Annotated in this window: 19 protein-coding genes; 3 read left to right on the top strand and 16 right to left on the bottom strand. The window is 59.8% G+C overall.

The genetic code is table 11. The features are described 5' to 3' along the window. A partial coding sequence (locus B3187_RS00470; protein WP_286804161.1) for a S8 family serine peptidase occupies window positions 1-1,245 on the top strand: 1,245 nt, incomplete at its 5' end. A gap of 83 nt (window positions 1,246-1,328) precedes the next feature. Here the strand turns inward: B3187_RS00470 and B3187_RS00465 are convergent. The 3 genes from B3187_RS00465 to modB all read right to left on the bottom strand — a co-directional run bounded on the left by B3187_RS00465 (window position 1,329) and on the right by modB (window position 5,232). Then, window positions 1,329-3,371 (bottom strand): hypothetical protein, encoded by a 2,043-nt coding sequence (locus tag B3187_RS00465; protein WP_286804160.1) that lies wholly within the window; start codon window positions 3,369-3,371, stop codon window positions 1,329-1,331. Window positions 3,372-3,466: 95 nt separating this feature from the next. Then, the gene (gene modC / locus B3187_RS00460; RefSeq protein WP_286804159.1) at window positions 3,467-4,552 is read right to left on the bottom strand and encodes a molybdenum ABC transporter ATP-binding protein; all 1,086 of its coding nucleotides are present in this window, start codon (window positions 4,550-4,552) and stop codon (window positions 3,467-3,469) included. Next, window positions 4,549-5,232 (bottom strand): molybdate ABC transporter permease subunit, encoded by a 684-nt coding sequence (gene modB / locus B3187_RS00455; protein WP_286804158.1) that lies wholly within the window; start codon window positions 5,230-5,232, stop codon window positions 4,549-4,551. The genes modC and modB overlap by 4 nt, the downstream gene beginning before the upstream one ends. 163 nt (window positions 5,233-5,395) lie before the next feature. Here modB and B3187_RS00450 point away from each other — a divergent pair, with 163 nt between their 5' ends. Then, complete coding sequence (locus B3187_RS00450) at window positions 5,396-6,439, top strand: GGDEF domain-containing protein (protein ID WP_286804157.1); 1,044 nt, start codon at window positions 5,396-5,398, stop codon at window positions 6,437-6,439. Here B3187_RS00450 and modA read toward each other — a convergent pair. The 11 genes from modA to B3187_RS00395 form a co-directional block, all read right to left on the bottom strand. Beyond that, window positions 6,436-7,158 carry a molybdate ABC transporter substrate-binding protein gene (gene modA, locus B3187_RS00445; protein ID WP_286804156.1) on the bottom strand — a complete coding sequence of 241 codons (723 nt, stop codon included), beginning with the start codon at window positions 7,156-7,158 and terminating at the stop codon, window positions 6,436-6,438. The two genes, B3187_RS00450 and modA, sit on opposite strands and share 4 nt — an antisense overlap. Window positions 7,159-7,222: 64 nt before the next feature. Then, on the bottom strand, window positions 7,223-8,668 hold the full coding sequence (locus B3187_RS00440) for a phosphate ABC transporter substrate-binding/OmpA family protein (RefSeq protein ID WP_286804155.1): 1,446 nt from the start codon (window positions 8,666-8,668) through the stop codon (window positions 7,223-7,225). A gap of 91 nt (window positions 8,669-8,759) precedes the next feature. After that, window positions 8,760-9,449 carry a polysaccharide deacetylase family protein gene (locus tag B3187_RS00435; RefSeq protein ID WP_286804154.1) on the bottom strand — a complete coding sequence of 230 codons (690 nt, stop codon included), beginning with the start codon at window positions 9,447-9,449 and terminating at the stop codon, window positions 8,760-8,762. Window positions 9,450-9,454: 5 nt separating this feature from the next. Next, window positions 9,455-10,630, bottom strand: coding sequence for a glycosyltransferase (locus B3187_RS00430; protein WP_286804153.1), 1,176 nt, complete (start codon window positions 10,628-10,630; stop codon window positions 9,455-9,457). 13 nt (window positions 10,631-10,643) lie between these two features. Continuing rightward, a complete protein-coding gene (locus tag B3187_RS00425) occupies window positions 10,644-11,717 on the bottom strand; it encodes a sulfotransferase (RefSeq protein ID WP_286804152.1) in 1,074 nt (357 codons plus the stop codon). Between the two features lie 67 nt (window positions 11,718-11,784). Continuing rightward, window positions 11,785-14,346, bottom strand: coding sequence for an EAL domain-containing protein (locus tag B3187_RS00420; RefSeq protein ID WP_286804151.1), 2,562 nt, complete (start codon window positions 14,344-14,346; stop codon window positions 11,785-11,787). Window positions 14,347-14,585: 239 nt separating this feature from the next. Continuing rightward, window positions 14,586-15,224, bottom strand: a complete 639-nt coding sequence (locus B3187_RS00415; protein ID WP_024461856.1) for an RpiB/LacA/LacB family sugar-phosphate isomerase — start codon at window positions 15,222-15,224, stop codon at window positions 14,586-14,588. A gap of 191 nt (window positions 15,225-15,415) precedes the next feature. Continuing rightward, on the bottom strand, window positions 15,416-17,209 hold the full coding sequence (locus B3187_RS00410; RefSeq protein ID WP_281273560.1) for a fasciclin domain-containing protein: 1,794 nt from the start codon (window positions 17,207-17,209) through the stop codon (window positions 15,416-15,418). Window positions 17,210-17,444: 235 nt separating this feature from the next. Then, window positions 17,445-18,539 (bottom strand): ABC transporter substrate-binding protein, encoded by a 1,095-nt coding sequence (locus tag B3187_RS00405; RefSeq protein WP_286804150.1) that lies wholly within the window; start codon window positions 18,537-18,539, stop codon window positions 17,445-17,447. A 5-nt stretch (window positions 18,540-18,544) separates the two neighbouring features. Then, on the bottom strand, window positions 18,545-19,810 hold the full coding sequence (locus tag B3187_RS00400) for a hypothetical protein (RefSeq protein WP_286804149.1): 1,266 nt from the start codon (window positions 19,808-19,810) through the stop codon (window positions 18,545-18,547). Window positions 19,811-19,819: 9 nt separating this feature from the next. After that, window positions 19,820-21,934 (bottom strand): BCCT family transporter, encoded by a 2,115-nt coding sequence (locus tag B3187_RS00395; RefSeq protein ID WP_286804148.1) that lies wholly within the window; start codon window positions 21,932-21,934, stop codon window positions 19,820-19,822. A 204-nt stretch (window positions 21,935-22,138) separates the two neighbouring features. On the opposite strand from B3187_RS00395, the gene B3187_RS00390 reads away from it, so the two are divergent. Further along, window positions 22,139-23,020: an ion transporter gene (locus B3187_RS00390; RefSeq protein ID WP_286804147.1), complete on the top strand. Its 882-nt coding sequence runs from the start codon at window positions 22,139-22,141 to the stop codon at window positions 23,018-23,020. A gap of 23 nt (window positions 23,021-23,043) precedes the next feature. Here B3187_RS00390 and B3187_RS00385 read toward each other — a convergent pair whose 3' ends face one another. Both B3187_RS00385 and B3187_RS00380 read right to left on the bottom strand, forming a co-directional pair. Continuing rightward, window positions 23,044-23,397: a DUF1622 domain-containing protein gene (locus B3187_RS00385; RefSeq protein ID WP_286804146.1), complete on the bottom strand. Its 354-nt coding sequence runs from the start codon at window positions 23,395-23,397 to the stop codon at window positions 23,044-23,046. 70 nt (window positions 23,398-23,467) lie between these two features. Continuing rightward, complete coding sequence (locus B3187_RS00380; RefSeq protein WP_286804145.1) at window positions 23,468-23,869, bottom strand: GFA family protein; 402 nt, start codon at window positions 23,867-23,869, stop codon at window positions 23,468-23,470. Window positions 23,870-24,002: the final 133 nt, after the last annotated feature.

Here is a 24,002-nt window from a genome sequence, read left to right as displayed (position 1 = left end):
CCCGAACCCGAACCCGAACCCGAAGTCAGTGTGACCGAAAAGGCAGAGTCAACGTCAAGCGATCGCGAGGAACCGGAAGCCGCCGAACCGGAGCCCACTCGACCGCCAATCCAGCGCGGTGGCAGTCTCCTCGGGCGCGCACCGCCGCCACCGCCGCCGGTGCCACCCCCAGCACCATCAAACGATCCCGTCCCCCCGGCCCCGGACTCGCTACCCTACGAGCCGGGCGAATTACTTTTGGTGAGTGCGGATATGGCCGAGGCGCAATCGGCGGCCCGGCAACTTCAAAGCTACCAACTGCGGGTCAAATCCCGTCAGCGCCTGGACAACCTGGGCCTGGTGATCAGCGTTTTCCGTCTGCCTCCGGGGACCGACACACCCGATTTGGTCGCTCAGGTGCAAGAAGACCTGCCGGATCTGGACCTGGACACCAACCAGCGCTACCAGTTACTCAACGCCCGGCGCCGCTACGCCCAGCAGATGATCGCCTGGCCAGAAGATACCAGCGCCTGCAGCGGTCAATTCCGCATTGGCATGCTCGATACCCCCGTCAATGACCAGCACCCTGCCCTGACGGACAGCCAACTGACCCGACGCAACTTTGTGCGCGGCACCTCGGCCGAAGCACTGCACGGTACCGCGGTTGCCAGTCTGTTGGTGGGAAGCGTCAACTCGGAAACCCCGGGTCTGCTGCCCGGCAGCACCTTGTGGGCCGCCGAAGTGTTCCGCCAGCGAGGAGAGCGTACCGACACCAGCACCGAAATTCTGCTATCCGCGCTGGACTGGTTGGTCAGCCAGGAGGTACAGGCCATCAACCTGAGCCTGGGCGGTGAGCGCAACCGGGTGTTTGAACTGGCCCTGGAAAAATTGCTCGGCAGCCAGATCCTGCTGATTGCCGCCGCTGGTAATCAGGGGCCGGAGGCACCGCCAAGCTTTCCCGCCGCCCAGCCCGGTGTGATCGCCGTAACCGCCGTGGACGCCGCCGAGCGCCTGTACCCCGATGCCAACCGGGGCGATTACATCGATCTGGCCGCACCGGGCATGGAGATCTGGGCCGCCGATGGCGAGACGTCCGGGCGCTATCACACCGGCACTTCCTTCGCCGCGCCGCTGGTCACAGCCGCCTCTCTTTTGGCCCAACAGCAAGGTGCGGACCTGATGGCAGCGGTCAAAGACCTGGGGCCCACGGGGCGGGATGATCGTTTTGGCCGAGGGTTGGTGCAGGTGGGAACCTGGTGTAACTGACGCGCCATTGATGTAGACCTGCTCTTCCATAAAAAAGCCGGCTGCGAGCAGCCGGCCTGAAGATCAAAGGTTGTGGTTTCGGGTTACTGGGGGCAGTTTACGCCACCGACGGCATCCGAACATTGCAGCTCCAGTTCAATCATCTCATCGTCGGTCAGGGAACCATACTGGGAGAAGGTGTAGGCCGTGGACCCATCATCGCCGGTGACCATCACCTGTACCCACTCGTTTTCGTCAGCCAGACCTTCCGGGAATTCCAGAGTGACCGAATCACCCAGCGCTACCGCTTCGAACTCACCCAGCTCGACATAACCCGCGCGGTTGCCCTCCAGGAAAGCATCGATATCACAGCTGGTTGCCGAGGTGTCCGGACCGTTGATGCAGGAAATTTCGATGCTCTGCGCTGCGGGACCCTGCACCACGGTTTCATCCAGCACCACCGCGACGCTACTGACCAGGCTGGTTTCCATGCTGCCGGCCATGGTGACAAACTGACCATTCTGGCTGAAGGCGCCATTGGATTCGGCTGTCCACTGGAGCAGAGTCGCCTCAGCGGGAACCGCTACTGCCAGGCTGTCCTGAATCAGAATATCGGTATCGGTGAACACCGTGCCATCGGACAAGGTAGCGGTGATATCAACGGTGCAGGGAATGGACACGCCGGACTCACCCAGGCACTGAACCTCTACTTCATCAATCGGCGTGATCGCGAGGGCCACATCCACGTTTCCGGTTATGCCGGATGTTGCCGTACCTTCGGCGATGACTTGTTGACCACCCACGCTGATCGGAAAGGGGGTTTCCGCAGTCCAGGTCAACTCGCTGTTCTCATCCAGATTGTCCCAGCCGGTAACAATGGTGGCACCTTCCGCCGGAACAGATTGAGTCAGGGTTTCAGTACCATCGGTCAGGGTCACCTCGCAGCCCACGCCGGTGCCGTCCGGCAATTCACAGCGCACCACATTTTCACTGCTCGGGTCTTCCAACTCGATAATGACATCGGCGGACATATCGGTGGTTTTCTCGCCGATCAGACCAGTGTCGGACGTCGCGTACCAGTCAATGGTGGCACTGTTGGGCATATTGATGATGGTGGAGCCACCTTCGGGCAGGTAACCGTTGCGGGTAAACACCGAGCCGTCATCCAGCGTTACGCCGGCACTGATACCGCAGGGAATGGCCGTGCTGTCACTCAACCGACACTCGACATTGATGCTGCCGCCGTTTTCGAATTTGAAGTCCCAGTTCCAGGTGGAGAAGTGACTCACTTCAGCGTAGACCGCCAGCCCCACCGGTGAGGTGGCCGAGGCAACCACGGTGCCAATAATGGAATCGTCTTCAATCCACAGGCCCTGGTCTTCGTCAAAGTGCCACATGGGAATGGTGCTGCCGATCGACAGTGGCTCATTGTTGATACTCGCCACCGGTAGATCCATCTGGATCTCGGCGGTGGTGTTGGGTGCGATCTGCAGGTAATCACCCTCGGCGTTGTGCACGTCCACGGTAATCATACCGGCGCTGATCAGCTCGACCGATTCACCGCCGGCATCGGTGGCTTGACCATTGGCGGGCATGGCATTGAGCTCATCGCTGGTGATATCCCAGGGAGTAATCTGAACCGTGGCTTCACCGGAGGCGGGTTCGCCATCGGGAGTGACAAAGGCGTTGGCCGGGAAGGTCACCCGGGCGCCAAGATCCACAGCGCTCAAAGTGCGGGCCGCTTCAATGTCATCCACCGGCAGCGTCTGTTTTACCGGCACCATCCGAATGGGCATGATGCCGTCTTGCTCGCCGCTGACTCGCAGCACCTGCGGTACAAAACCATCGGCTTCGGCGCGCACCCGATAGGATGTCTGGCTCTCCGGACTGAACTCGACGCGACCGGAAACATCGCTCTGCGCACTCTGCTCATCCAGAGTCACGGTGACATCCGACAGACGTGCACCGGTGTGCGTCTGAATCATAAAACTCAGATCAACGGTTTCCGGGGTCGGCTCTGGGTCCGGCACAACGGGATCTGGCGCGGCGTTGTTATTGCTTCCACCGCAGGCAAACAGGCTGCCCGCCAGCAACGCAACTGAACACGCTTTCAGGCAGGATTGGGTTTTGGATTGGAGTGTGGTCATGGTGATGTCCTCTTCGGTTATTAGCGCACCGTAATCAACACAAGGCGCTTCCGAAGAGGTAGTTGCACCTCACTCCATAGCGGTTCAAAAAAAATTTACAACAAGGCGGCGGTTTTGATCTGGGCGTACACCGTCTGGCCCCCAGAGAGCGCGAGATCATCGGCGGACTTGCGGGTGATTCGGGCGAGCAGTGGCTGGCCCGAGCAGTCCAGATGCACGGTTACGCGGGTGTTATCGTAAGGTTCGATATTCACCACTCGCACCGGTAGGCAATTGAGAATACTGGTGTCCCGGGCCTGACTCAGGGTCAGGCTCACATCCCGGGCCGCCACCCGCAGGCGCACACTCTGCCCTTCCGAACGGGGCTGCCGGGCCAGCGTGAGGGTGCCGCCATTGAGCGCGACACGGGTCAACGCATAGTGCTCATCGTGCGCCGCCACCGTGCCGGACAACACCGCCGCGGCATCGTCGGCCCGGGCCAGGGGCAGGTCCGCCCGGGTCATCAGCTCCGCCAGCGGCCCCGCCGCCAGCACCCGACCCCGCTCCATCAGCACCAAATGATCCGCCAGGCGCGCCACTTCCTCCGGGGCATGGCTGACGTACAGCACCGGAATCTCAAGGCGATCGTGCAGTGTTTCCAGATAGGGCATGATCGCCTGCTTGCTGGTCGGATCAAGGGCCGCCAGAGGCTCATCCATCAACAACAGCTCGGGGCTGGTGGCCAACGCTCGGGCGATAGCCACTCGCTGACGTTCACCACCGGACAAACCGCTGACCGGCCGATCGATCAGGGGGGCCAAGCCGAGCCACTCGATCAACTCTTCCTGCGACAAGTGCCGCTCAGCCGCCGGGGTGCGCCTCCATCCGTACTCCAGATTGCCGCGCACCGATAAATGTTCGAACAGGCTCGGCTCCTGAAACACATAGCCCAGGCGCCGCCGATGGGTGGGCAGGAACTGCGCCCCGTCCTGCCAACAACGCTCGCCCAGATGGAGGCGTCCACCCGGCGTTTTGTCGAGCCCCGCCACCGCCCGCAGCAAGGTGGTTTTCCCGCACCCGGAGGGACCGACGATGCCGGTTACGCCCCGCCCCGGCAGGCGCAGGTCCACGGCCAGCTCGAAGTCACCCCGACGGACCTGAAAGTGCAGGGCCAACCCTTGGGTATCCGATGTTGTCGTCATCCTCGATTCACCAGGCTCAAGTGTCGATTGAAACCGTACACGGCCAGCAGCAGCACAAACGACAGGAGCAGCAGCCCGCCGGAAAGGACATGGGCACGGGCATAGTCCAGACTCTCCACGTGGTCATAAATGGCGATGGACACCACCTGGGTCTCCCCGGGAATATTGCCGCCGATCATCAACACCACACCGAATTCCCCCAGAGTGTGGGCGAAGCCGAGCACGGCCGCGGTCAAAAATCCGGAGCGCGTGAGCGGTACCACCACGCTGAAAAAGCGGTCCCAGAAACCGGCACGCAAGGTGGCCGCCACTTCCAGGGGACGTTGCCCCAACGACTGAAACGCGCCGGCCAGGGGCTGCACCACGAAGGGCAGCGAATACACCACCGAGCCGATCACCAGCCCGGTAAAGGTAAACGCCAGGGAGTAGCCGCCAAACCACTGGGCCACTTGCCCGAGGGGACCGGAAGGCCCCAACAGCAACAATAAATAGAAACCGAGAACGGTCGGAGGCAGCACCAGCGGCAGGGCCACCATGGCCTCCACCAGAAACCGGAAGCGCCAGCGGCTGCGCGCCAGCCACCAGGCCAGGGGTGTCCCGACGATCAGCAGAATAACAGTGGTGATGGCAGCGAGTTTGAGGGTTATCCCCAGGGCCACCCAGTCGGCGCTTTGAATCATGCAGCAGCTCTGTCTGTCCATTGATGACGGCCACTTTAGCACGGACCGGGCGTTTGCAAAGCCAGTGCAGACAGGCATGACAGGACTCATTCGCTGAACTAGGCTAAATAATGGAGCTCAGCAAACTGATGATAGTCGCGCCAACTCAACCCGGTTGCAATTGATGAACCTATTTGAAAGTCAGGCCCAGGCCCAGAACGTCGACAAGGACCGGCGGCAATACATCCTGTCGTTTGTGAGTTATATATCCGGCACGGTGATTCTGCTCTACGGCCTGCCCCACCTGATGTCCGGCAATGTGGCACTGGCGTCCCTGCTGCTCGGCACCTCGCTGACGTTTCTGCTCACCGTCGCTTACTACCATCGCACCGGCGACATTGACCTTGCCTGCAAGATTGAAGCCGTGCTGGTGGTCGGTTTTGTGCTGGCGCTGATCTACCACGGTGGCCATGAGAATACCGCCCTGTACTGGATATTTCCCTTCCCGGTGATACTGTTCGGGCTACTGGGGGTACGCAATGCCCTGATCGGCAATACTCTGGTCCTGCTTGCCATTGCGGTGATGCTGTTCACGCCGGACTGGATTCACGCGCAGTACCGGCCCGAGGAAACCACCCGGTTTTTTGCCTCGCTGGTGATCATGGTGATCGCCGCCGGAATCAATGATTATTTCCGCGAACGCAGTCATCACAAAATGAGCGCACTACAACTTTCCCGCGAGCAGCAGGCCAACACCGATCCGCTCACCCTGCTCCCCAACCGGCGCTTTATCGATGCCAGCCTGGAACCTCGGTTGAATCAGACTCCCGACGAGTTTCTGCCGCTCGGTATGGTGATGTGCGATATCGATCATTTCAAACAGCTCAATGACCAGTTTGGTCATCAGGCCGGAGACGATGTACTCAAAGAGGTGGCCCGCCTGTTCCGCAAGACCTTGCGCCGACAGGACGTCGCCTGCCGCACCGGAGGCGAGGAGTTTCTGATCTTTCTGCCCCGAACAGAGCTGACGGATGTGCGCATTGTGGCCGAGAAGGTACGAGCCAAACTGGCGAACACCGTTTTCCCCATCAAAGGCGCTCCCCACAGGGTCACCGCCAGCTTCGGCACGGCGGTCTGTCACAGCTCCGGTGAACTGAGCGCCACTGTGGAGTGTGCGGATGAGCGGCTTTACAACGCCAAAAAGGCCGGGCGCAACCGGGTGGCTTAGCGATACCCGCCCTCGCGAATGAGGGTGCGCGCGGTATCGCTTTGTAGAAATCGGAGGAAGGCGCGGGCCGACGGCGTGTCACGCAGCAAGATCGCCTGCTGGGCAATGGGCTGGTAGTGGGTTTCGGGCACGAGCCAATAGTGGCCCTGCGGACGGGTTTGCCACTGGGACAAGGCGATAAACCCCAGGCCCGCATTGCCCGTCGCCACAAACTGGTAGGCCTGGGCAATATTCTCACCCCGCACCGCCCGGGTGCCCACGGAGTCCCATAGCCTCATCGCCTCCAGGGCCTCTTGAGCCGCCCGACCGTAGGGCGCCAAGCGCGGGTTGGCCAGCGCAATACGGCGCGCCTGCTTCAGGGACTGCACTGGATCGGCAATCTCGCCGGTGGGGCTCCAGAGCACCAGGACGCCCATGGCATAGGTAAATCGGGTACCGGGCACGCCGACACCTTCGGTCTCCAGGCGCTGTGGCCGGGTCTCATCGGCCGCCAGAAACACATCAAAAGGCGCGCCCTGGCGAATCTGGGCGTAGTGCTTGCCGGTGCTGCCGTAGGACAGGCGCAGTTGATGCCCGGTATGTTCGGTGAAGGCGTCGGCCAGTGGTTCCATGACCCCGGCAAAGTTGCTTGCCACCGCCACTCTCACCTCGGCCGCGAGCGCGGGCATGGCCAGAAATACGACAATAAGCGACAAAAGCCAATGCGTTGGCCTGGGCATAGGGATCTCCCGATGGATGAATCAGGATTCTACCATCGGGTGGCTGCCCGCCGTGAAGTGTCGGTTACTGAGCGCGCCCGGGCCAGACACTGGACACCGCCTCGGAATCGGGCGAAGCTCGCTGCTCCAGCAAGCTGGATTTGGCACCGTTCACTACCGTCGAGACCGCGGGATCAAACAACCAGACTTCCACCCGCTGGTTTTTGATTCGCCCGGCCTCCTGACTGTCGGCCACCGGCAGATCATCGCCAAAACCCACCACCGAGGCAGCGTGAATGTCGTGGGCCCGCAGCGCCGACTTGACCCGTAAGGCCCGCATACGGGACAGAATCAGCGCACGCTCTTCGGACTGCTGACCATCCCCAAAGCCGATCAACTGCAGCTGCAGGTGGCGATTCTCCGGCCGGCTCATAAACTGGCGCAGCCGTTCGACATCCCACCGGGCTTTGTTGTCCAAGCGTGAACTGCCGGCATCAAAGCGAAAGTTGATGGACAGGCGCTCGCCGTGGCGAACCAGCTCACTGTATGCCGGCGGTGCATCGGGATGAAGAGTCGGCTTCAGACTCACGGGATTCTGGGACACAAAGCCCACCTGCGCGACCCGATGCTGTCCGGCCTCACTCTGGGCAAACCCGATAAACTCCTGCACCAGGGGCGGCGTCTGGCCCGGGAGGGTGTACAGAAACAGGCGCCGGGACAGCGCGTAGTCTTCAGTGGCCACGTACAGCGGCTCCGGGCCCAGGGGGCTGATGCCATCCTGGGAGACGCTGACCGGTTTGGCCTGACGGACCGAGGCCAGACCCACAAAGCCGATGGCCCCCGGGTCCGCCGAGACCGAATCGGAGAGCCGGTCATTGGACTCAAAGCGGCGCGCCTGGGCATTCAGCGAGTAATCGCCCTTGAGCACCATACTCTTGAAGCTGTCCCAGGTACCCGATTTGTTGTCCCGGGCATAGAGGCTGACCGGCCGATTCGGCCCACCCAACTGCGCCCAGTTGCGAATCTCGCCCGAGAACAGGCGGGCTATTTCGGTGACCGTCAGCGCCTCCAGCGGGTTGCTGGGGTGAACAATGACCGCGAGCCCGTCGATCGCCACCACATGCTCGGCGTCAAAGTGGCGCATCGCACCAAAATCCGCGAGCAGCGTCTGTTCCGAGGCTTTGATGGGACGGGACGCCATGGCGATCTGCGCCTCACCGGAAGCAAGGCCGCGCATGCCGGTACCGGAACCATGGGCGGCCACGTCGATATAGACGGTCTGGCCGGCCACCCGGCCCTCGATCCGGTATTCGTTAGGCTCGGTGCGAGCTCGAATGCTGACCTCGGTTGCGCCCTTGGCAACCAGATAATCTTTGGCGAGACTGGGGGCCAGGCTGGCGCCAATGGTATTGGACCCGTGCAGACTGAACAGCAGGCCACTCTCTCCGGAGGCAAACGGCGTGATCGCCGCCATGGCACCGCACGACAACAACCAGACTGACACGACCCAGGTCAAACAACGCAGTCTCATACACGGACTCCCTTTGAATACAGGCGCGCCAGCATAGAGATCCTTTGTTACGACTCTGTGACGCTCGTCGGCGCACTATGAGCGAGGCGGATCAGAACAGCGTCCGGTAATCGATACAACGGGTCAGAGGCGCAAGCGTCTGGCTCAGATCCCCGGCCAGGTGCAGCTCGGCATCGCCCGGGTGCAACGCAATGCGCAACGGGTGGCGTTCACTGGTGAACCCCCGGTTGCAGCGATTCCAGAACCGCAGCCCCAGGGCCCGCAGCGGGGTATCGGCCTCGAACCCCACCAGCGGTAATCGCCGCCGCACGCCGGTGGCGGTGTGGAGGAGCCCCGAGGCGGTTTCCACATAGGTAAAGGGCGACTCGGCCAGATCCTCACCCCTGAGCTCTCCCAGGGCCCAGGCCGGCGGAACATACAGCTCCGGCGGGGCCAGTCGATGACGGGCAAACCAACGGTGGTTATCGGCCAGCAGTGCCCTGAGCGCGGCGCGCGGCTGACTCAGATGCTCGGCCGCCTGGCGGGAAATCAGGTGGGCGTGACAGCGGTGATACCAGCCCCGGACCCGCTCGGCCCGATGAAACCAGCCGTGTCCCGCCAGCTCCAGCCCCCTGGACTGCCAGCAACCCAGGCGGGCCAGATCTCCGGGGCGCCAATCCCGCCCCGGTACCACCAGTAACACGGTACCGGGCCGGGCCGACACCGGCACCATGGACAGCAGTGCCTCCACCCGATCCAGGGTCTCCGGCATCACATCGTGGATGGATAACAACGCTTCCACGGCCGTCAGTCCAGCACGGAGGCGACCGCGGGCGGCGGAACGGACGGTAGCGTCGAGCGCTGGGCCACGGTATGGGTCAGCAGCTCACACCAGTGCGCGAGGCAGCGTTCATTGAGCGCACTGGCCACCTGCGCGGCGGTGCAGGCCCGCTGCCGGCGCTCGGCGGGGGTGCGGGCTCGCAGTTGGGTCAGCGCCTCGGCCGCACTCTGTGACGGGTCGATGATGGTCAGCCCGGGGCACAGGTCGGGCCACTGGGTGATACCACAGCCGGAGGACACCATGACCAACCGCTCCCGCACCATGGCCTCCAGCGCGATGGTGCCAAAGGATTCAAAGTGTGAGGGCAACAGCAGCAGGTCGTGGTCATCCACTTCCGCCCGCAGCGCCTCGCGATCGAGCCAACCCAATAAGCGCAGGTTCGGGCAGGCACGGGCGGCGTCCGTCAGCTCGCGACGCAGCGGCCCGTCGCCGGCAATACTGAACACCATATCCCGGTGCACCCGGGCGGCTTCGATGACCGCGGTGAGGTTTTTCTCCGCGGCCAAGCGGCCGGCAAACAGGACGCGACGCAATTGGCCGCCGTAGGGGCGACGGGGTGTGCAGGCAAACTCCGCCGAAATCGGCGTGCCGATCAATCCGGTAGAGGGCGCCCCCATCCGCTGGGCCAGCTCCAGCATATTCCGGGAATTGCCCAGCACCGAGCGGGACCGGGCAAACAGGTAGCGGTGGGAGCGATCGAACAGCCGGTGGACCAGCCGGCCCCGCCAGGAGCCCTGCCAGTAGAGTTCAGTCAATTGCTCAAAGGCGGTGTGAAAGCCCGCGAGTACGGGAATCCCCAGGGATTTCGCCAGGCGCGCCCCCAACAGCCCATAGGGCCCCGGCGTGGCCACAATCATCACCTGAGGCGCGAGCTCCCGAAGCGCCTGCCGGAGCGCCCAGGGATTGGGAATGCACAGCTTCTGGGTACGGTCACCGGGCAGCGGCAAGGCCAGCCCCGCGCGCCATCGGCCCCCTTCCACCCGGGGCGAAAACAGCACAATGCGCTCCAGCTCCGGTGCCAGCTGCTCCATCAGATCCTGATAGTAAGCACCCACTCCGTTTCGACCGGGGGCGGCGTCGGATACGACCGCCACCCGCAGGGCCTCGGGCAACAGTAAAGGGTGGCGCGGTTCAGGGCTCATAGGACGACTCCGCTCATGGGTGAGGCCAGACAGACACAAAACGTTGACGAATACCGGCCTCACTCAGGCCGAACTCCGCCAGATCATAGCGGTGACCCGGACCGGCATCGCGGCGCGATTCGTCACTAAGTGCGACGGCGCCCCCTGAAGGCAAAGGCTGGCCGAGAAACGCGTAGAGTCGGAACCACCCCCGGGTATCCAGCCGCGAGAGTTCGGCCAGCGGCAGAATCTGCACCCAGGGTGCCCCGCGCAATGCCAGAACCCGGCGGTAATAGCCGTGCAGCACGGTAATCATCCGCTCGCTCAGCTCCGGTGCGACGGAATCGCCGCCCCACAGACGCAGCACCGGGCGCAACGCACTCAACTGGGAGGGCACCGCCTCCTCCGGGCGACGCACACAGGCAATAAAGCGGGCGTCGGGAAACGCGGCGCGCAAGTCCTGAATCCAAGGCGTAAAGGAAGGGTTTTTACTCAGCAGTCGCTTATCGCGGCCGTTAAAGTACAGGTGCCGCTGCAGGCAGCGCCGATAGAACGCCAGCATTGCGCGGCGCTCCGGGGCCGGCACCGCGTCATCAAAAAAGGCCAGACGCCAGTAGCGCTCCGCCCCTGGGCACAGCAACGCCGGCAGAAAACAGCCCCCCCGGTACAACAGCAACAGAAAATCTTCCTCCGGCTCCTGCCAAACCAACCGGTGCACTCGATCCATGGCTGCCCAGCGCCAGCGCCCGATCCAGCGCCGCAGCGGCGCCAGACACCAACCGACGAAACGCCAGAAATAGCGCTCGGAAATCGACGGCGCAAGCAGGCACTCCCACAGCGTCAGGGTCGTGAACGCCGGATCGTCCGCCAGGCGCCGCTGCAGAAAGGTGGTGCCACTGCGCGGCACGCCCACGATAAACACCGGAGCGCGCACGGCGACACGGCGGTAGCCGCGAAACAGCAGCTCATCGAGCAGGAAACCGAGGGCGTGGCAGAGAAACAGCAGACCGCTGCCCAACCAGAGCAGCAACAGTAGGGGCCAGCGCCACCAGCAGGCGCGCCAACCGTTGGCGGGCAGTGCTCGAAGCAGGTGCCCACCCAATCTCATCCAGGCCATCATCAGGTGCATGGCGCCTATGCAACCGCACTAGCATGACAATCCAATGACAGCGGTGTTAATTGAGTGGGGTGACGGCCAGTCGCTGGTCTTTGCGCCACTGCTCCAGCGGTGCGGGCTTACCGTACAGGTAACCCTGCAGAAAGGTGCAGCCGAGGGCTTCCAGACGTTTGGCCTGGGCCTCGGTTTCCACGCCCTCGGCGAGCACCTCCAGATCCAGGCTCTGGCCGAGGGCAATGATGGTGCGGACAATGGCCTCGTCGTTCGGATCGGTCAGCAGATCCCGGACGAACGACTGATCCACTTTGAGCAACTGCAGTGGCAATCGCTTGAGGTAACTCAGGGAGGCATAGCCGGTCCCGAAATCATCCAGCGCAAACCGTATGCCGTGGGCCCGCAGGCTTTCCATCCGCTCGATCACCTGGTCCAGTTCATCGATCAACAGGCTCTCGGTCACCTCCAGCTCCAACCGCTCCGGGGGGCACCCCGAGGCTTCCAGGGTGTTTTCCAGGTGATCCACAAAGTTGGGGTGGCGGAACTGCGCCGGGCTGATATTGACCGCCAGGACCACGCCTTTGAGCAGCTCATCCCCCTGCCAATCCGCCAGGTAGGCACAGGCCTGCTCCAGCACCCACTCCCCCAGAGGCACAATCAGACCGGTGCTCTCGGCCAGAGGAATGAACTCGGCCGGGGAGATCATCCCCAGCTCGGGATGCTCCCAGCGGGCGAGCGCTTCCATGGCCACCACCTCGCCGCGCGTGTTGACCTGCGGTTGCAGATGCAACGCCAGGCGGCGCGATTCGATGGCCTGACGCAGCGCCCCTTCCAACTGAGTACGCCGATTGATCGCCACCTGCATCGCCGGATTGAAAAACTGCAGCCGGTTGTGACCCAGTCGTTTCGAGGCCTGCAGCGCCAGATCCGCGCCCTTGAGCAGAGTGTCGGTGTCCTCACCGGCATCGGAAAACAGGGCAACCCCCAGACTCACGCTGATCACATAGGGGGCGCCGCCAAGCTCAAAGGGCTCGGCCAGGGCGGTCAGCCATTCATCGGCCAGGTTACGCACCGCCACAACGGCCCGGTCCGGCTGCAGCGCCAGGTCCTCCAGCAGCACCACAAATTCATCGGCGCCGAAGCGCGCCAGGGTGTCGGTGGCGCGCAACTTGCGCTGAATACGCTCCGCCACCGCGCACAGCAGCTGGTCGCCGGCATCATGTCCCAGGGAGTCATTCACACTTTTGAAGTTGTCCAGATCCAGCAGGACCAGGGCCCCGTCGTAGCCGGTGCGGGTACTGCTGAACAGCCCGTGCCGGACCCGATCAAGCAGCAACCGCCGGTTGGGCAGGCCCGTCAGGGCATCAAAAAACGACAATTGGTGAAGCTGCTCCTGGATATGGCGATGTTCCGTAATATCGGTGGATATGCCGCACAGCGCGTAGATATCGCCGGACGGCGTACGCAACGGCAACTTTTCCGAAAGAAACACACGGGACGTTTCACGGCCTTTAACCCGGCTCACCTCTTCATTGGAAAATCGCTCGCCACGCAGTAACACACGACTGTCATTTTCTTTTAGCAGGCGAGCAGTCTCCGCATCGAAAAAGTCTTCATCTCGATTGCCAACAATAGCGTCTGGTGGGGCACCCAACAGGTCAGCGACTTTCTGATTGACATACTGGTAGCGCAAATCCGTTCCCTTGATATAGATATGCGCCTGCACACTGTTGAGAATGGTGCTCAGCTTCTGTTCGCTTTTCTGCAGTTGCTGCGTCTGGCGCTGCACCTGACGGCGCAACAGCGCACTGAACAGCAGCGCGGCCAACAGCATGGCACTGAGACCGGCCAGGCTCCACCAAAGCCAGGTCGGCAGAGGCCCGGACTCCCGCTGGGGCTCCCAGCGACGCAGCGTTTCGAAATACAGGGACCCCGGATCATTGCGCCATAGGTCCAGATAGTCATCGATGGTGGTCAACACCTTCGGCAGTCGCCCGGGGGTCACCGCGTAATACAGCCGGCTGGGCAAAAACACCACCGGCGCCCGCACCAGGTCGGTTCCCTGGGCTCGCTGATCGCCATAGAACTGATTCGCCGCCACCGCATCGGCTTGCTGGTCCAGCACCGCCTGAAAGCCCGCCTCCAGGCTGTCCACCAGCACCCACTGGACCGGCAGCTCCATGCTTGAGAAGAACGTCATCAGATAATCGTGCTGCACCGAGCCCTGGAGCACCGCCAGCCTCCGCCCCTGTAACTCCAGCAAACTGGTGGGTTGCTCCGTCCCGGCCGCGACATAGATCTGGGACCAGCTCAGGAGCGCGGGAATCTCATGGAAATCAAACCGCGTGGCCCGCGAGGGGGTCAGAGCCACATCCGGCATCAGGTCGATTTCACCGTTGGCCAGGGCGCTCAGGCAAGCCTGCCAGAGACAGGCCACCGGCTCGAGTTGCCAGCCCTCCTGCTCGGCGATATGAAGCAGCAGATCGCCGAGAATGCCCGAGGGCTCACCGGTTTCACTGAGGAAAATTTTGGGGGGATTTTCGTACACGCCAACCCGCAGGTGTGGCGCTTCTGGCTCACTGCGGGACTCCGCGGCCATCACCGGCAAGGCAACAACGCAGGCCAATAGGAGCAGCCCTGCCCGCCTGCCCCACCGCCGGGGCATCGCCAAACCAACGTTACCTAGTCGCAAACGAGGAGTCCTTACCGCCGATGAATGAGGTCGCCCGGAACCCCGGGCGACGCTATGCGATCAGCCTTAGTTATAGCAGAGACACAGGGGCAGGTCTCGTTGATTTTGGCGATAGGCACAAAAAACCCCACGCAGTGGTGGGGTTTTTTGGTTCAGCGAGCCGGATGTTTCAATCAGGCATCGAGCACACTGCGCACGTAATCGGCCAGCGCCTGATCCTGACAGTGCTCGAAGAAGCACGCCTGGAAGCGCTCGCCGGTCACGGCGGTTTTGACCAGTTCCTGATCCAGGGCCTTCAGGCCGTCCAGGTAATCCTTGGACATGGCATCTTTTACGCCATCCAGAATGTGGGCGTTCTGCACCTGGCTCTCTTTGCGCTCGGGCGGGTAGCCCTGGCCTTTCTCGCCGGTGAAGGCCTTTTCGAAAATGTAGCGGCAGTTCAGCTCGGCACCCCAGCCAAAGCCTTTGGCAAACGGCAGTGCCAGCGCGTTGCCGTTGTTGATCTGGGCAAACAGGTAGGCATCAGAGGGGTCGATGCAGTAGCCGCAGACCACGCCCGGGTGCGCGTTCAGGGACATCAGGGCGCCCTGCCCGGTGCCGCAACCGCTGATCACGAAATCCACGGCTTTGGAGTTCAGCAGCAGACCGGCCATGATACCCAGGTGGATATAGGTCAGGCGGTGGTCGTTATCGCCGTTCATACCCACGTTGAACACCTGATGGCCCAGGTCATCGGCCACGGCATTCAGTTGCTCCAGCACAATCGGGTTCTTGCCCGCTTGGCTGAATTCGTTCATCAATGCAATTTTCATATCACTCGTTCTCCCAAAGAAATCAATCATCAATACAGCGTTTACGTTTTTATTTGTACGACATTATACGCTCTGAGCTGCGGTATCGTCCAATCGCCAGCAGGGACCATAAAAAAAAACCCCGGTATCTCGCGATACCGGGGCCAAGCACGTTTCCGATGCCCGCCTTCTCAGGCGGGCATCTCCCAGCACTACTGAGCCGGAGGCATAATCACAGTGTCAATGACATGGATCACACCGTTGGTGGTGTTGATATCCGCTTCGGTGACATTCGCACCACCGACCTGCAACATACCATCCACGATTTCCACGCTAATGTTGTTGCTTGCCGCTGTCTCCACGGTAGTACCGTTGAGCGTGTAGGCCGTTACGGAATCTACTGCAGCGCCACTGACCACATGAGACAGCAATACTTCAGTAAGCGCCTCCTGATCGGCCAACAGCGCATTCAGGTCTTCTTCCGGAATTTTGTCGAATGCAGCGTTGGTCGGTGCGAACACGGTAAAGGTCGCGTCCGGGTCGTCCAAAGTCGCTACCAGGTTTGCCTGCTGAAGCGCAGTCACCAACGTGGAGAAGCGATCCTGTGCGACTGCAGCCCCTGCAATGGTTGCATCGACAGTCTGAGGCGCCGGCGGCATCATCACTTTATCGATCACGTGAATCACACCGTTGTCGGCCAGAACGTTGGCGGTAGACACGGTAGAAGTGTTGATCAGCAGACTCTCTCCTGACAAGGACAGACCGGCGCCATCACCATTGGCCATCTCTACCACGGAGTCATTGCTTTGAGCGACGCTGATGGCGGCATCAGCCAGAATCGGATCGCCGGCAATCACGTGGTACAGCAGGATGTCAGACAGAGTGTCGGTGTCTGCCAAGAGGGCATTGATGGTGTCGTCACCCAGCTCGGCAAAGGCGGCATCGGTCGGCGCAAACACGGTGAAAGACGAATCCAGGTCGGCCAAAGTGGTATCCAGACCTGTCGCCTCCAAAGCCGCGATCAGCGTTTCGAAGTTACCCGCGTCACTGGCCACATCAACAATGGACATGGGCGGAGCCGGCAATTCAACGTCGCCGACGATCACAGAATCGATTACGTGAATCACACCGTTGCTGGCGTAAATGTTGGTCATGGACACCACGGAACCACCTACGGTCAGCATACGGCTGTCGTTAATGGCGACGGGTATTTCCGCTCCACCCAGTGTTTCAACACTGGTGCCGTTTGCGGCGTAAGCACCCACGTTATTCACTTCGGCACCGGAGACCACATGCTGGCTCAGAACTGCGGTCAGCGCTTCTTCGTCATTCAGCAGGGCCTGAAGGTTCTCTTCACCGACGGCTTCAAACGCCGCATTGGTGGGAGCAAATACCGTGAAGGTTGCATCCGGGTCGTCGAAGGTGGGGACCAGACCGGCGGTATCAAGAGCCGTTACCAGAGTTGACAGACTTTCGGTAGCGACCGCCAGGTCGGCAATGGTCTGCTCGCGATCACCGTTTTCTTCCGGTGGCATCAGCACCGCGTCAATGACATGAATCACGCCATTGTCGGCTTCCACATCCACCATGGTCACCAGCGACAGATTGACCAGCAGGTCTTCGCCCCAGAGGGACAGACCGACGCTATCACCGTTGGCCATTTCCACGGTGGTTCCCGCGGCGGCCACGGCACCGGTCGAATCCACTTCAGCACCGGAAATTACGTGGTAAAGGAGAATGTCCGAGAGGGTGTCGGTGTCTTCCAACAAAGCGCTGATGGTTTCTTCACCGAGCAAAGCAAAGGCATCATCGGTGGGGGCAAACACCGTGAATTCGCCTTCTGGATCGTCGAGGGTTTCGTCCAGACCGGTTGCCTCAAGGGCGGCGACCAGCGTGGTAAAATTACCGTTGTCGACGGCAACGTCAACGACGGTATTCACTTCCGGTTCGGGCTCCGGCATCGGAAGCGGATCGTCATCATCACTGCCACAAGCTATCAAGCTCATAGACAGACCCAATATTCCCGTATATTTCAATAACGCGTTCATGGTGTTAGCTCCTGATTGTTAGCATTACTGTTGAACTACGTTGCGCTATACGGGGGGATTTTTTTTCAGGATCACAAATAAAACGCGAAAAGATTAAATATTGATCAAAGGGATGTTTTTGACGACAGATAGATTATTTCGGTGCAAGAGTGGCGGGGAAAGTGGCACCACATGAGGTGCCACTATCAGTACTCTATCGAGGAAGGGACTTGGGAACCATCACCGGGCGCTCGGCCCAGCGTTCAAAGCGCGGGGCAATGCGGTCCAGGTTGTCCGACCACCAGTGGGCATCAAGCTCGATCGCGGTTTTCAGGTTCTGCTCCGAGGTAGGCAGCCGCTTGCGCAACTCGGGTTCCAACAAAGCCAGCGAGGACTGACGAACCGGTCCGTAGGGGATGTAACGCGCCTGGGCGGCCAGACTTTCTGTGGATGTGGCGTACTTCAAAAAATCCATGGCCTGTTCGGTATTGCGGCCGTGCCGGGGTATGCCCCAGACATCGTAAAACCAGACCTGATGGTCCCAGACAATCTCCAGTGGTTCACCCCGTTGCACGGCGTCGTCCACCCGCCCGCTGTAAACCGAGGACATCACCACCTGGCCGGTTTCCAGCAGGCGTATTGCCTCTTCACCTTCTTCCCACCATTCAATGTAGGGTTTGATCCGGTTCAGAACCGTGAACGCTCGATCGACACCGGCTTCGGTGGACAGCACCTCATAAACGTTGCCCCGGGGAACGCCGTCTGCAACCAGTGCCCATTCCAGGTTCCCCTGGGGGCTGCGGCGCAGGCCGCGTCGCCCGGGAAACTGTTTCAGGTCAAAAAAGTCTTCCAGGGTTTCGGGGCCTTTTTCAAACCGCTCCCGATCGTAACTGACCACCGTAGAGCCCACCACGTTACCCACGCCACAGGGCATCAGACTGACATTGATGAAATCCTCACTCGCCGGTGTACCATCCGGCGCGGCCGGCAGGCTCTCCGGGTCAATGGGTTCAAGCAGGCCTTCTTCACAGGCACGAATGGCATCGAACAATTCCAGGTCCACCACATCCCACTTCACATTCCAGGCGCGCACCTGGCGACGGATTTCCTCGATGCCCCCGGTGTACTGAATCACATTGACCCGGGCACCGGTCTCATCCTCATAAGGACGAATGAAACCGAGGATCTGACTTTTCACATAGGCCCCGTCCCAGGACACGACATTCAGCTCATCCCGGGCCGCCGTCTCAAACGCAAACAGGGACAGGGTCAGCGCCATGACGGACGTTATCTTAAATCGCTGTCTCATAAAGCTCACCAGTAAAAACCGATATTAACGTTAAAACGGCCATGCCATTCGTCTTCACCGCCACCGGCCAGAGAACCGTTATCGAAGTAGGCCATATTGTTTGCGAGAATATAGTCCACATAACTGAACAGGGGGCCACTGCCGATGGCACAGCCGGTGGTGTTGATCTGCGAATCCAGAACGCCGGCCCGGCCTTTGTAAAGCCGGGAGTAATCGTTGTAGCAGGTAATGCTGTCCACACTCTCCCACGGCGACGGCACATTGTAGGCCAGGTTGGCGACCAGTATATCCGCCTCGCTGGCAATGTCGTAGGTGCCGGCAAAGGCCCCGACGGTCACTACGCTGTTGTCCACACCCGCCGGGTTGACCGGATCATACTGGTAGCTCATCCCTTTGAGCTGAAGGTTCCAGCGCCCGCAGCGGCTGTCCATATGCGCCGCCGCCGCCCACTGATCGCCACGCCGGTCGGTGGTGGCGTTGTACACTTCGCCGGCCTGTACGGACCCGCCCAGTTCCGTTTCGCAGGCGGTGCCCAGGCCAAAGGTATAGGCGGCACGACCGTTGAACTGGTTGACCTCCTCATTCTGCTGATCATCGGCGCGGATCAGGTCGAAGGAATAACGGTTGGGGTTGCTCGCATCATTGAGCTCTTCGTTTTTGTAGAACGCGAGATGCCAACTCCAGGGGCCATCGGAGCTCTGGTATTTCACGCCCATGTCGTAATCATCCCCAAGCCCCACATAATAGGGAACGCCGAACCAAGCGTTGTGGGCGGGGTATGGCAGCAGACCGAAGGGCACCCGATGGACACCAAACTGAAGCTGGCTTTCGTCTTCGAATTCGTAGCCAATCCAGCCGTGGTGCAGGGTGTGCATATAGGAGTAGTAGCGGTACTCGGCCGAGATCAGGATGTTGTCGATCTCCCCGTCCACGTTCAGGCGAAACACATCCAGCCCGCTCTCGCCGCGCTTACCATCGGAGCTGTCCACAAAATCCCGGTGCACGAGGTTAAAGCGCAAAGCGCCCCCGACATGCACCGCCGGTTCCGATGCACTCGCTTGCTCCCCTGAGCCGTCGGACATGTCCCCCAGATCGCGAACCGAGTCGCTGCGGACCGATTCCTCTTCGAGCTGCTCTACCCGCGCCTTGAGCCGATCGATCTCCTCGATCAGCGCCTCCACTTCAGGATCGCTTTGTGCCTGAGCAGTGCCGCTGAAGGACAAGGCGGCACACAGCGTGCCGAGTACAAACGGTTTTGAAGTCATCGACATACCCGCTCCTTATCCGTCCTGACGGGAGTCCGCATTGGATGACTGCTCAGAGCTCTGAACGCCGGGCTCCTCTTCCGGTGGCTCAGGCGGAGTACTGAGCAGGTCATCGTGCTCCTCCATCCGCCAGGGCAGGCTTCCCGGGGATATGTGCAGGAAGTGCAGGTGCTTCTCAAACTGGTCGAGAATATCGGTAATAATATCCTGCTGATCAAACCCATAAATATCGTAAAGCTGACCACCGCGGCGTAAAAACACTTCCGCCCGATAGTAGTGCCGTTGGGTCTCTTCATCCGGCATTTCCGGATAGGCGTAATCAGGCAGCAGATGTTCCAGCATCCGAATCTCGTAAATGAAATCCACCTGCTCCTCTTTGACCACCTTGAGGTAGAGGCGAAGGTGCTCTTCGTCCAAATGCGTTTCAGCGGACCACCCTTGCTTGGTCAGTTCACGCTCAACCCGATGCATGGCCTTGTTGACCGTGGTGGTCATAAACTCCCACACCTTCGCCTGATCCGGGAAGTTCACCAGACCAGCAAGGCGACGACGCCAGAGTCCTTTGCCGGAGGTCCCGGAAAAACGCTGTTGTACATCGGTTTTCAGGCTGCGGTGATGGTGCCCTTCAATCACCAGGGCGCGCCACATGCCCACCGCCGCAATGATCATGATGATGGAAAACGGCAGGGCACTGGCGATGGTCATGGTCTGCAAAGCACTCAGGCCACCCGCCAACAACAAGGCCGACGCCACCAACCCTTCCGACGTCGCCCAGAAGACTCGCTGCCAGGCGGGGGTATGAATGGCACCGCCCGAGGCCAGTGAATCAATAACCAGCGAACCCGAGTCCGACGATGTGACAAAGAAGGTGATGATCAGGATCACGGTAATAAAGGACACAATCGAGCTCAGAGGCAGCGCCTCGTATAACTTGAACAGCGCCGTGGCATGGTCCGCCTGCACATCGCCAATCAGCGTGGTATAGCCTTCATTCATGATCAGATTCAACGCGGTATCCCCAAAGACCGAGAACCACATGAACGTAAACACCGACGGCACCAGCATCACCCCGACCACAAACTGACGGATGGTTCGGCCCCGGCTGATCTTGGCGATAAACAGACCCACAAACGGCGCCCAGGCGATGGTCCAGCCAAAAATAAACAGCGTCCAGTTACCAATCCAGTCACTGCGGGAATAGGCCTGCAGGTTGAACGTCCGCTCGACGATGTTATTCAGGTAGCTACCCGTGTTCTGCAGAAAGGTTTCCAGGATGTGCACGCTCGGCCCGACGATAAACACAAAGATCATCAGCGACACGGCCAGAAGCATATTCAAAATAGACAGGCGTTTTACGCCTTTATCCATCCCCGCGACCACTGAAAATATGGCAAGGCAGGTAATTACCGCAATTGCAATAATCTGAACGGTTACACTTACCGGAATCTCTGGCCATAAATAGTTCATACCGGCATTGATTTGCGCCACCGATAAGCCAAGCGTGGTCGCAATACCGAACATGGTGCCGAGAATGGCGAACACATCCACCGCATGACCCATGGGCCCATAAATTTTGTCTCCGATCAACGGATACAGCGCGGAGCGAATCGACAATGGCAGACCATGACGAAAGGCAAAATACGCCAGCACCAAGCCTACCAGGCCATAAATCGCCCAGATGTGAAAACCCCAGTGGAAAAAAGCGATTTGCATAGCCTGTTTGGCTGAATTTACCGTTTCAGCCGCGCCTTCTGGCGGAGACGCAAAATGCAACACGGGTTCCGCCACACCAAAGAACAACAGGGCAATACCGTAGCCCGCAGAAAACAGCATGGCGAACCAGGCCGGGAAGCTATACTGAGGGTCAGCGTGATCCGGCCCCAGCTTGATGTGGCCCCACTTGGTCAGCGCCATACTGACGATGAACACCAGGAAAAACGCCACGGAAAGCATGTAGAACCAACCAAAGGTTTCCGTGATATAGCTGAGGGTGGTGGCGAAGGCCTTGCCGGCCAGCTCCGGGTTACTGATAGTGCCCACCACCAGCATGAGGATTACAATGACGGCGGGAATGAAAACCGGTATCAGGACCGTGGAGCCAACACCAGCCTTTGACGCATCTTGAGTCATGGGTTCATCCTTATCGTACGGTAAGTGACTACTTCGGCAGAAACAGCGCCGAACAGGTAAAATGAGTACGCAACCGGATTCAGTATAGACGCATTGTCAAGTGAGCGCAGACACGGAACCAACCCTACATACCTTTGGGCACCGCCGCGGGTAGTGCTATGCTGCCCTTCACGCTACGGAGCCCGTTTACAGGATAATCAGCCCATGTCGTCATTGCAGCCCGCCGATGTCGGAATCAGAACGCGCCTTTTCCAGATCATCTTTGAATCGGATACCCCGGTAGCCAAAGGCTTCGATATCTTACTGGCGATTCTCATCTTCATGAGTGTCGGCGTTATCCTGCTGGACAGTGTTCAGGAATATCACGAACGGTTCGGCACCCTGTTTTATTACACCGAATGGGTGATCACCTTACTATTCACTCTGGAGCTTGGGCTGCGCATCTATTGCCTGCATAAACCGCTGCTTTACCTGAAGAGCTTCTATGGCATCATCGACGTACTGGCCGTTCTGCCCACCTGGCTGATGCTGATTCTCCCCGGGGCTCAGACGCTGGTGGTCATTCGATTGCTACGAACACTACGGTTATTCCGGGTTCTGGAAATGATGGCCCTGGTGGGCCAGGGACGCTTACTGCTGGACGCACTGAAGCGCAGCCGGGGCCAGATAATGCTGTTCCTGTTCACCATCTTGATGTTGGTGACTATTTTTTCCACCTTTCTTTACCTGATCGAACCCCATGAGGCCGGATTTACCAGCATCCCCACCTCCATTTATTGGGGTATCGTCACCCTGACCACCGTCGGCTACGGCGACATCTCACCGGTCACCCCCTTGGGGCAGTTCATCTCCGTCATGATCATGCTCGCGGGCTACTCAATTATCGCACTGCCCGCCGGTGTATTTTCCGCCGAAGTCATTCGGTCACTGCGCGAGGACCGCTATTCCGATGAAGCATGCCCAGGGTGTGGAAAAAACCAGCATGAGCACGACGCCAAGTACTGCAAACACTGCGGCACCTGGTTGAATGAAGAGAAGGAAGAGCCAGACTCAGACACTGATAAGCGCCCGGCAGGCGCAGAATAAGCGCTCTGTAAACGACGCAGTTGTTACTCGCGCTTATCCTGCCAGGGCCATTTACCATACATTTCCACTTCAAGCGTAAAACTGAGGAACGTACGGATCAACACCACGATGGCCAGTACACCAATGGTCTCAAAGGTAAGCTCTACCGCCACCGTATAAATGATGTCTGAGGCGATCAGAAACTCAAGTCCAAGCAGTATACCCCGACCCAATAGTTGACGAAGCTCTTGGAAAATAAAATCCAGGCTCTCTCGCTTGAGCAATCTGAGTACCGCATTGAACAGTGCGTATAGCGCGAACAAGGCAATCGTTCCAATGCCTATCGCCTCAATGACCACTGCACACCAGGCCGCTACATCTGCTAGAAAATCGTCCACGTTGTCTCCCCCCTAAATGCCCCTAAACACTAACCGAGGTGCAGCTTCTATGATCCTACATGGTGGCGCCTCAACCAGGCAGCGACTCGAACGTTGGCAGCACCTCCAACTCTCTATCCCAAACCGCTTTGCTGGATGTAAAGATGTGAGCGGTTGGTTGTATAGACACTTCTGTATCTAAGCACCCGGCGGGAACAACGAGTAGCCCTGTGCCATCACTTATGGGCAGTGCTGAACCGCAAAGCTGACAGAAACTTTTGCTATGGCGAGTACCCTGAAGTCTAAAGGTCGTCACGGAGTCTGAACCCGATAACCAGGTCAGGCTGGCTGACAGCGAAAACAAGTTTGCCGCATGAGCTGATCCGGTATCCTTTTGGCAGTGCTTACAATGACACAGGTAAAAGCTGTCGAAGCCCCCTTGCACCTCAAACCTCACTGCGCCACACAGACACGACCCTTTATGCTTATTCATAGGATTTCCTTGTATGACCTGAAGGTGAAGAACACATATCGACCGCCATACTATCCCCACTACCTGAAGGGCTCTGATAATAAGGATTTCCATTGTTCTACTCGTATTCACACATAACGAGGCTGTAGAAAAA

The organism is Marinimicrobium sp. UBA4209, from assembly GCF_002381585.1.
GTDB lineage: Bacteria > Pseudomonadota > Gammaproteobacteria > Pseudomonadales > Cellvibrionaceae > Marinimicrobium > Marinimicrobium koreense.
Note: the sequence above shows the minus strand (reverse complement) of the source record. Positions and strands in the feature narration are given on the sequence as shown.

What these genes read in the sequence shown, in the direction of transcription:
- B3187_RS00465 (WP_286804160.1), bottom strand. Translation starts at nt 3,371, where the DNA reads ATGACCACACTCCAATCCAAAACCCAATCCTGCCTGAAAGCGTGTTCA.
- modC (WP_286804159.1), bottom strand. Translation starts at nt 4,552, where the DNA reads ATGACGACAACATCGGATACCCAAGGGTTGGCCCTGCACTTTCAGGTC.
- modB (WP_286804158.1), bottom strand. Translation starts at nt 5,232, where the DNA reads ATGATTCAAAGCGCCGACTGGGTGGCCCTGGGGATAACCCTCAAACTC.
- B3187_RS00450 (WP_286804157.1), top strand. Translation starts at nt 5,396, where the DNA reads ATGAACCTATTTGAAAGTCAGGCCCAGGCCCAGAACGTCGACAAGGAC.
- modA (WP_286804156.1), bottom strand. Translation starts at nt 7,158, where the DNA reads ATGCCCAGGCCAACGCATTGGCTTTTGTCGCTTATTGTCGTATTTCTG.
- B3187_RS00440 (WP_286804155.1), bottom strand. Translation starts at nt 8,668, where the DNA reads ATGAGACTGCGTTGTTTGACCTGGGTCGTGTCAGTCTGGTTGTTGTCG.
- B3187_RS00430 (WP_286804153.1), bottom strand. Translation starts at nt 10,630, where the DNA reads ATGAGCCCTGAACCGCGCCACCCTTTACTGTTGCCCGAGGCCCTGCGG.
- B3187_RS00425 (WP_286804152.1), bottom strand. Translation starts at nt 11,717, where the DNA reads ATGAGATTGGGTGGGCACCTGCTTCGAGCACTGCCCGCCAACGGTTGG.
- B3187_RS00415 (WP_024461856.1), bottom strand. Translation starts at nt 15,224, where the DNA reads ATGAAAATTGCATTGATGAACGAATTCAGCCAAGCGGGCAAGAACCCG.
- B3187_RS00410 (WP_281273560.1), bottom strand. Translation starts at nt 17,209, where the DNA reads ATGAGCTTGATAGCTTGTGGCAGTGATGATGACGATCCGCTTCCGATG.
- B3187_RS00405 (WP_286804150.1), bottom strand. Translation starts at nt 18,539, where the DNA reads ATGAGACAGCGATTTAAGATAACGTCCGTCATGGCGCTGACCCTGTCC.
- B3187_RS00400 (WP_286804149.1), bottom strand. Translation starts at nt 19,810, where the DNA reads ATGTCGATGACTTCAAAACCGTTTGTACTCGGCACGCTGTGTGCCGCC.
- B3187_RS00395 (WP_286804148.1), bottom strand. Translation starts at nt 21,934, where the DNA reads ATGACTCAAGATGCGTCAAAGGCTGGTGTTGGCTCCACGGTCCTGATA.
- B3187_RS00390 (WP_286804147.1), top strand. Translation starts at nt 22,139, where the DNA reads ATGTCGTCATTGCAGCCCGCCGATGTCGGAATCAGAACGCGCCTTTTC.
- B3187_RS00380 (WP_286804145.1), bottom strand. Translation starts at nt 23,869, where the DNA reads ATGAATAAGCATAAAGGGTCGTGTCTGTGTGGCGCAGTGAGGTTTGAG.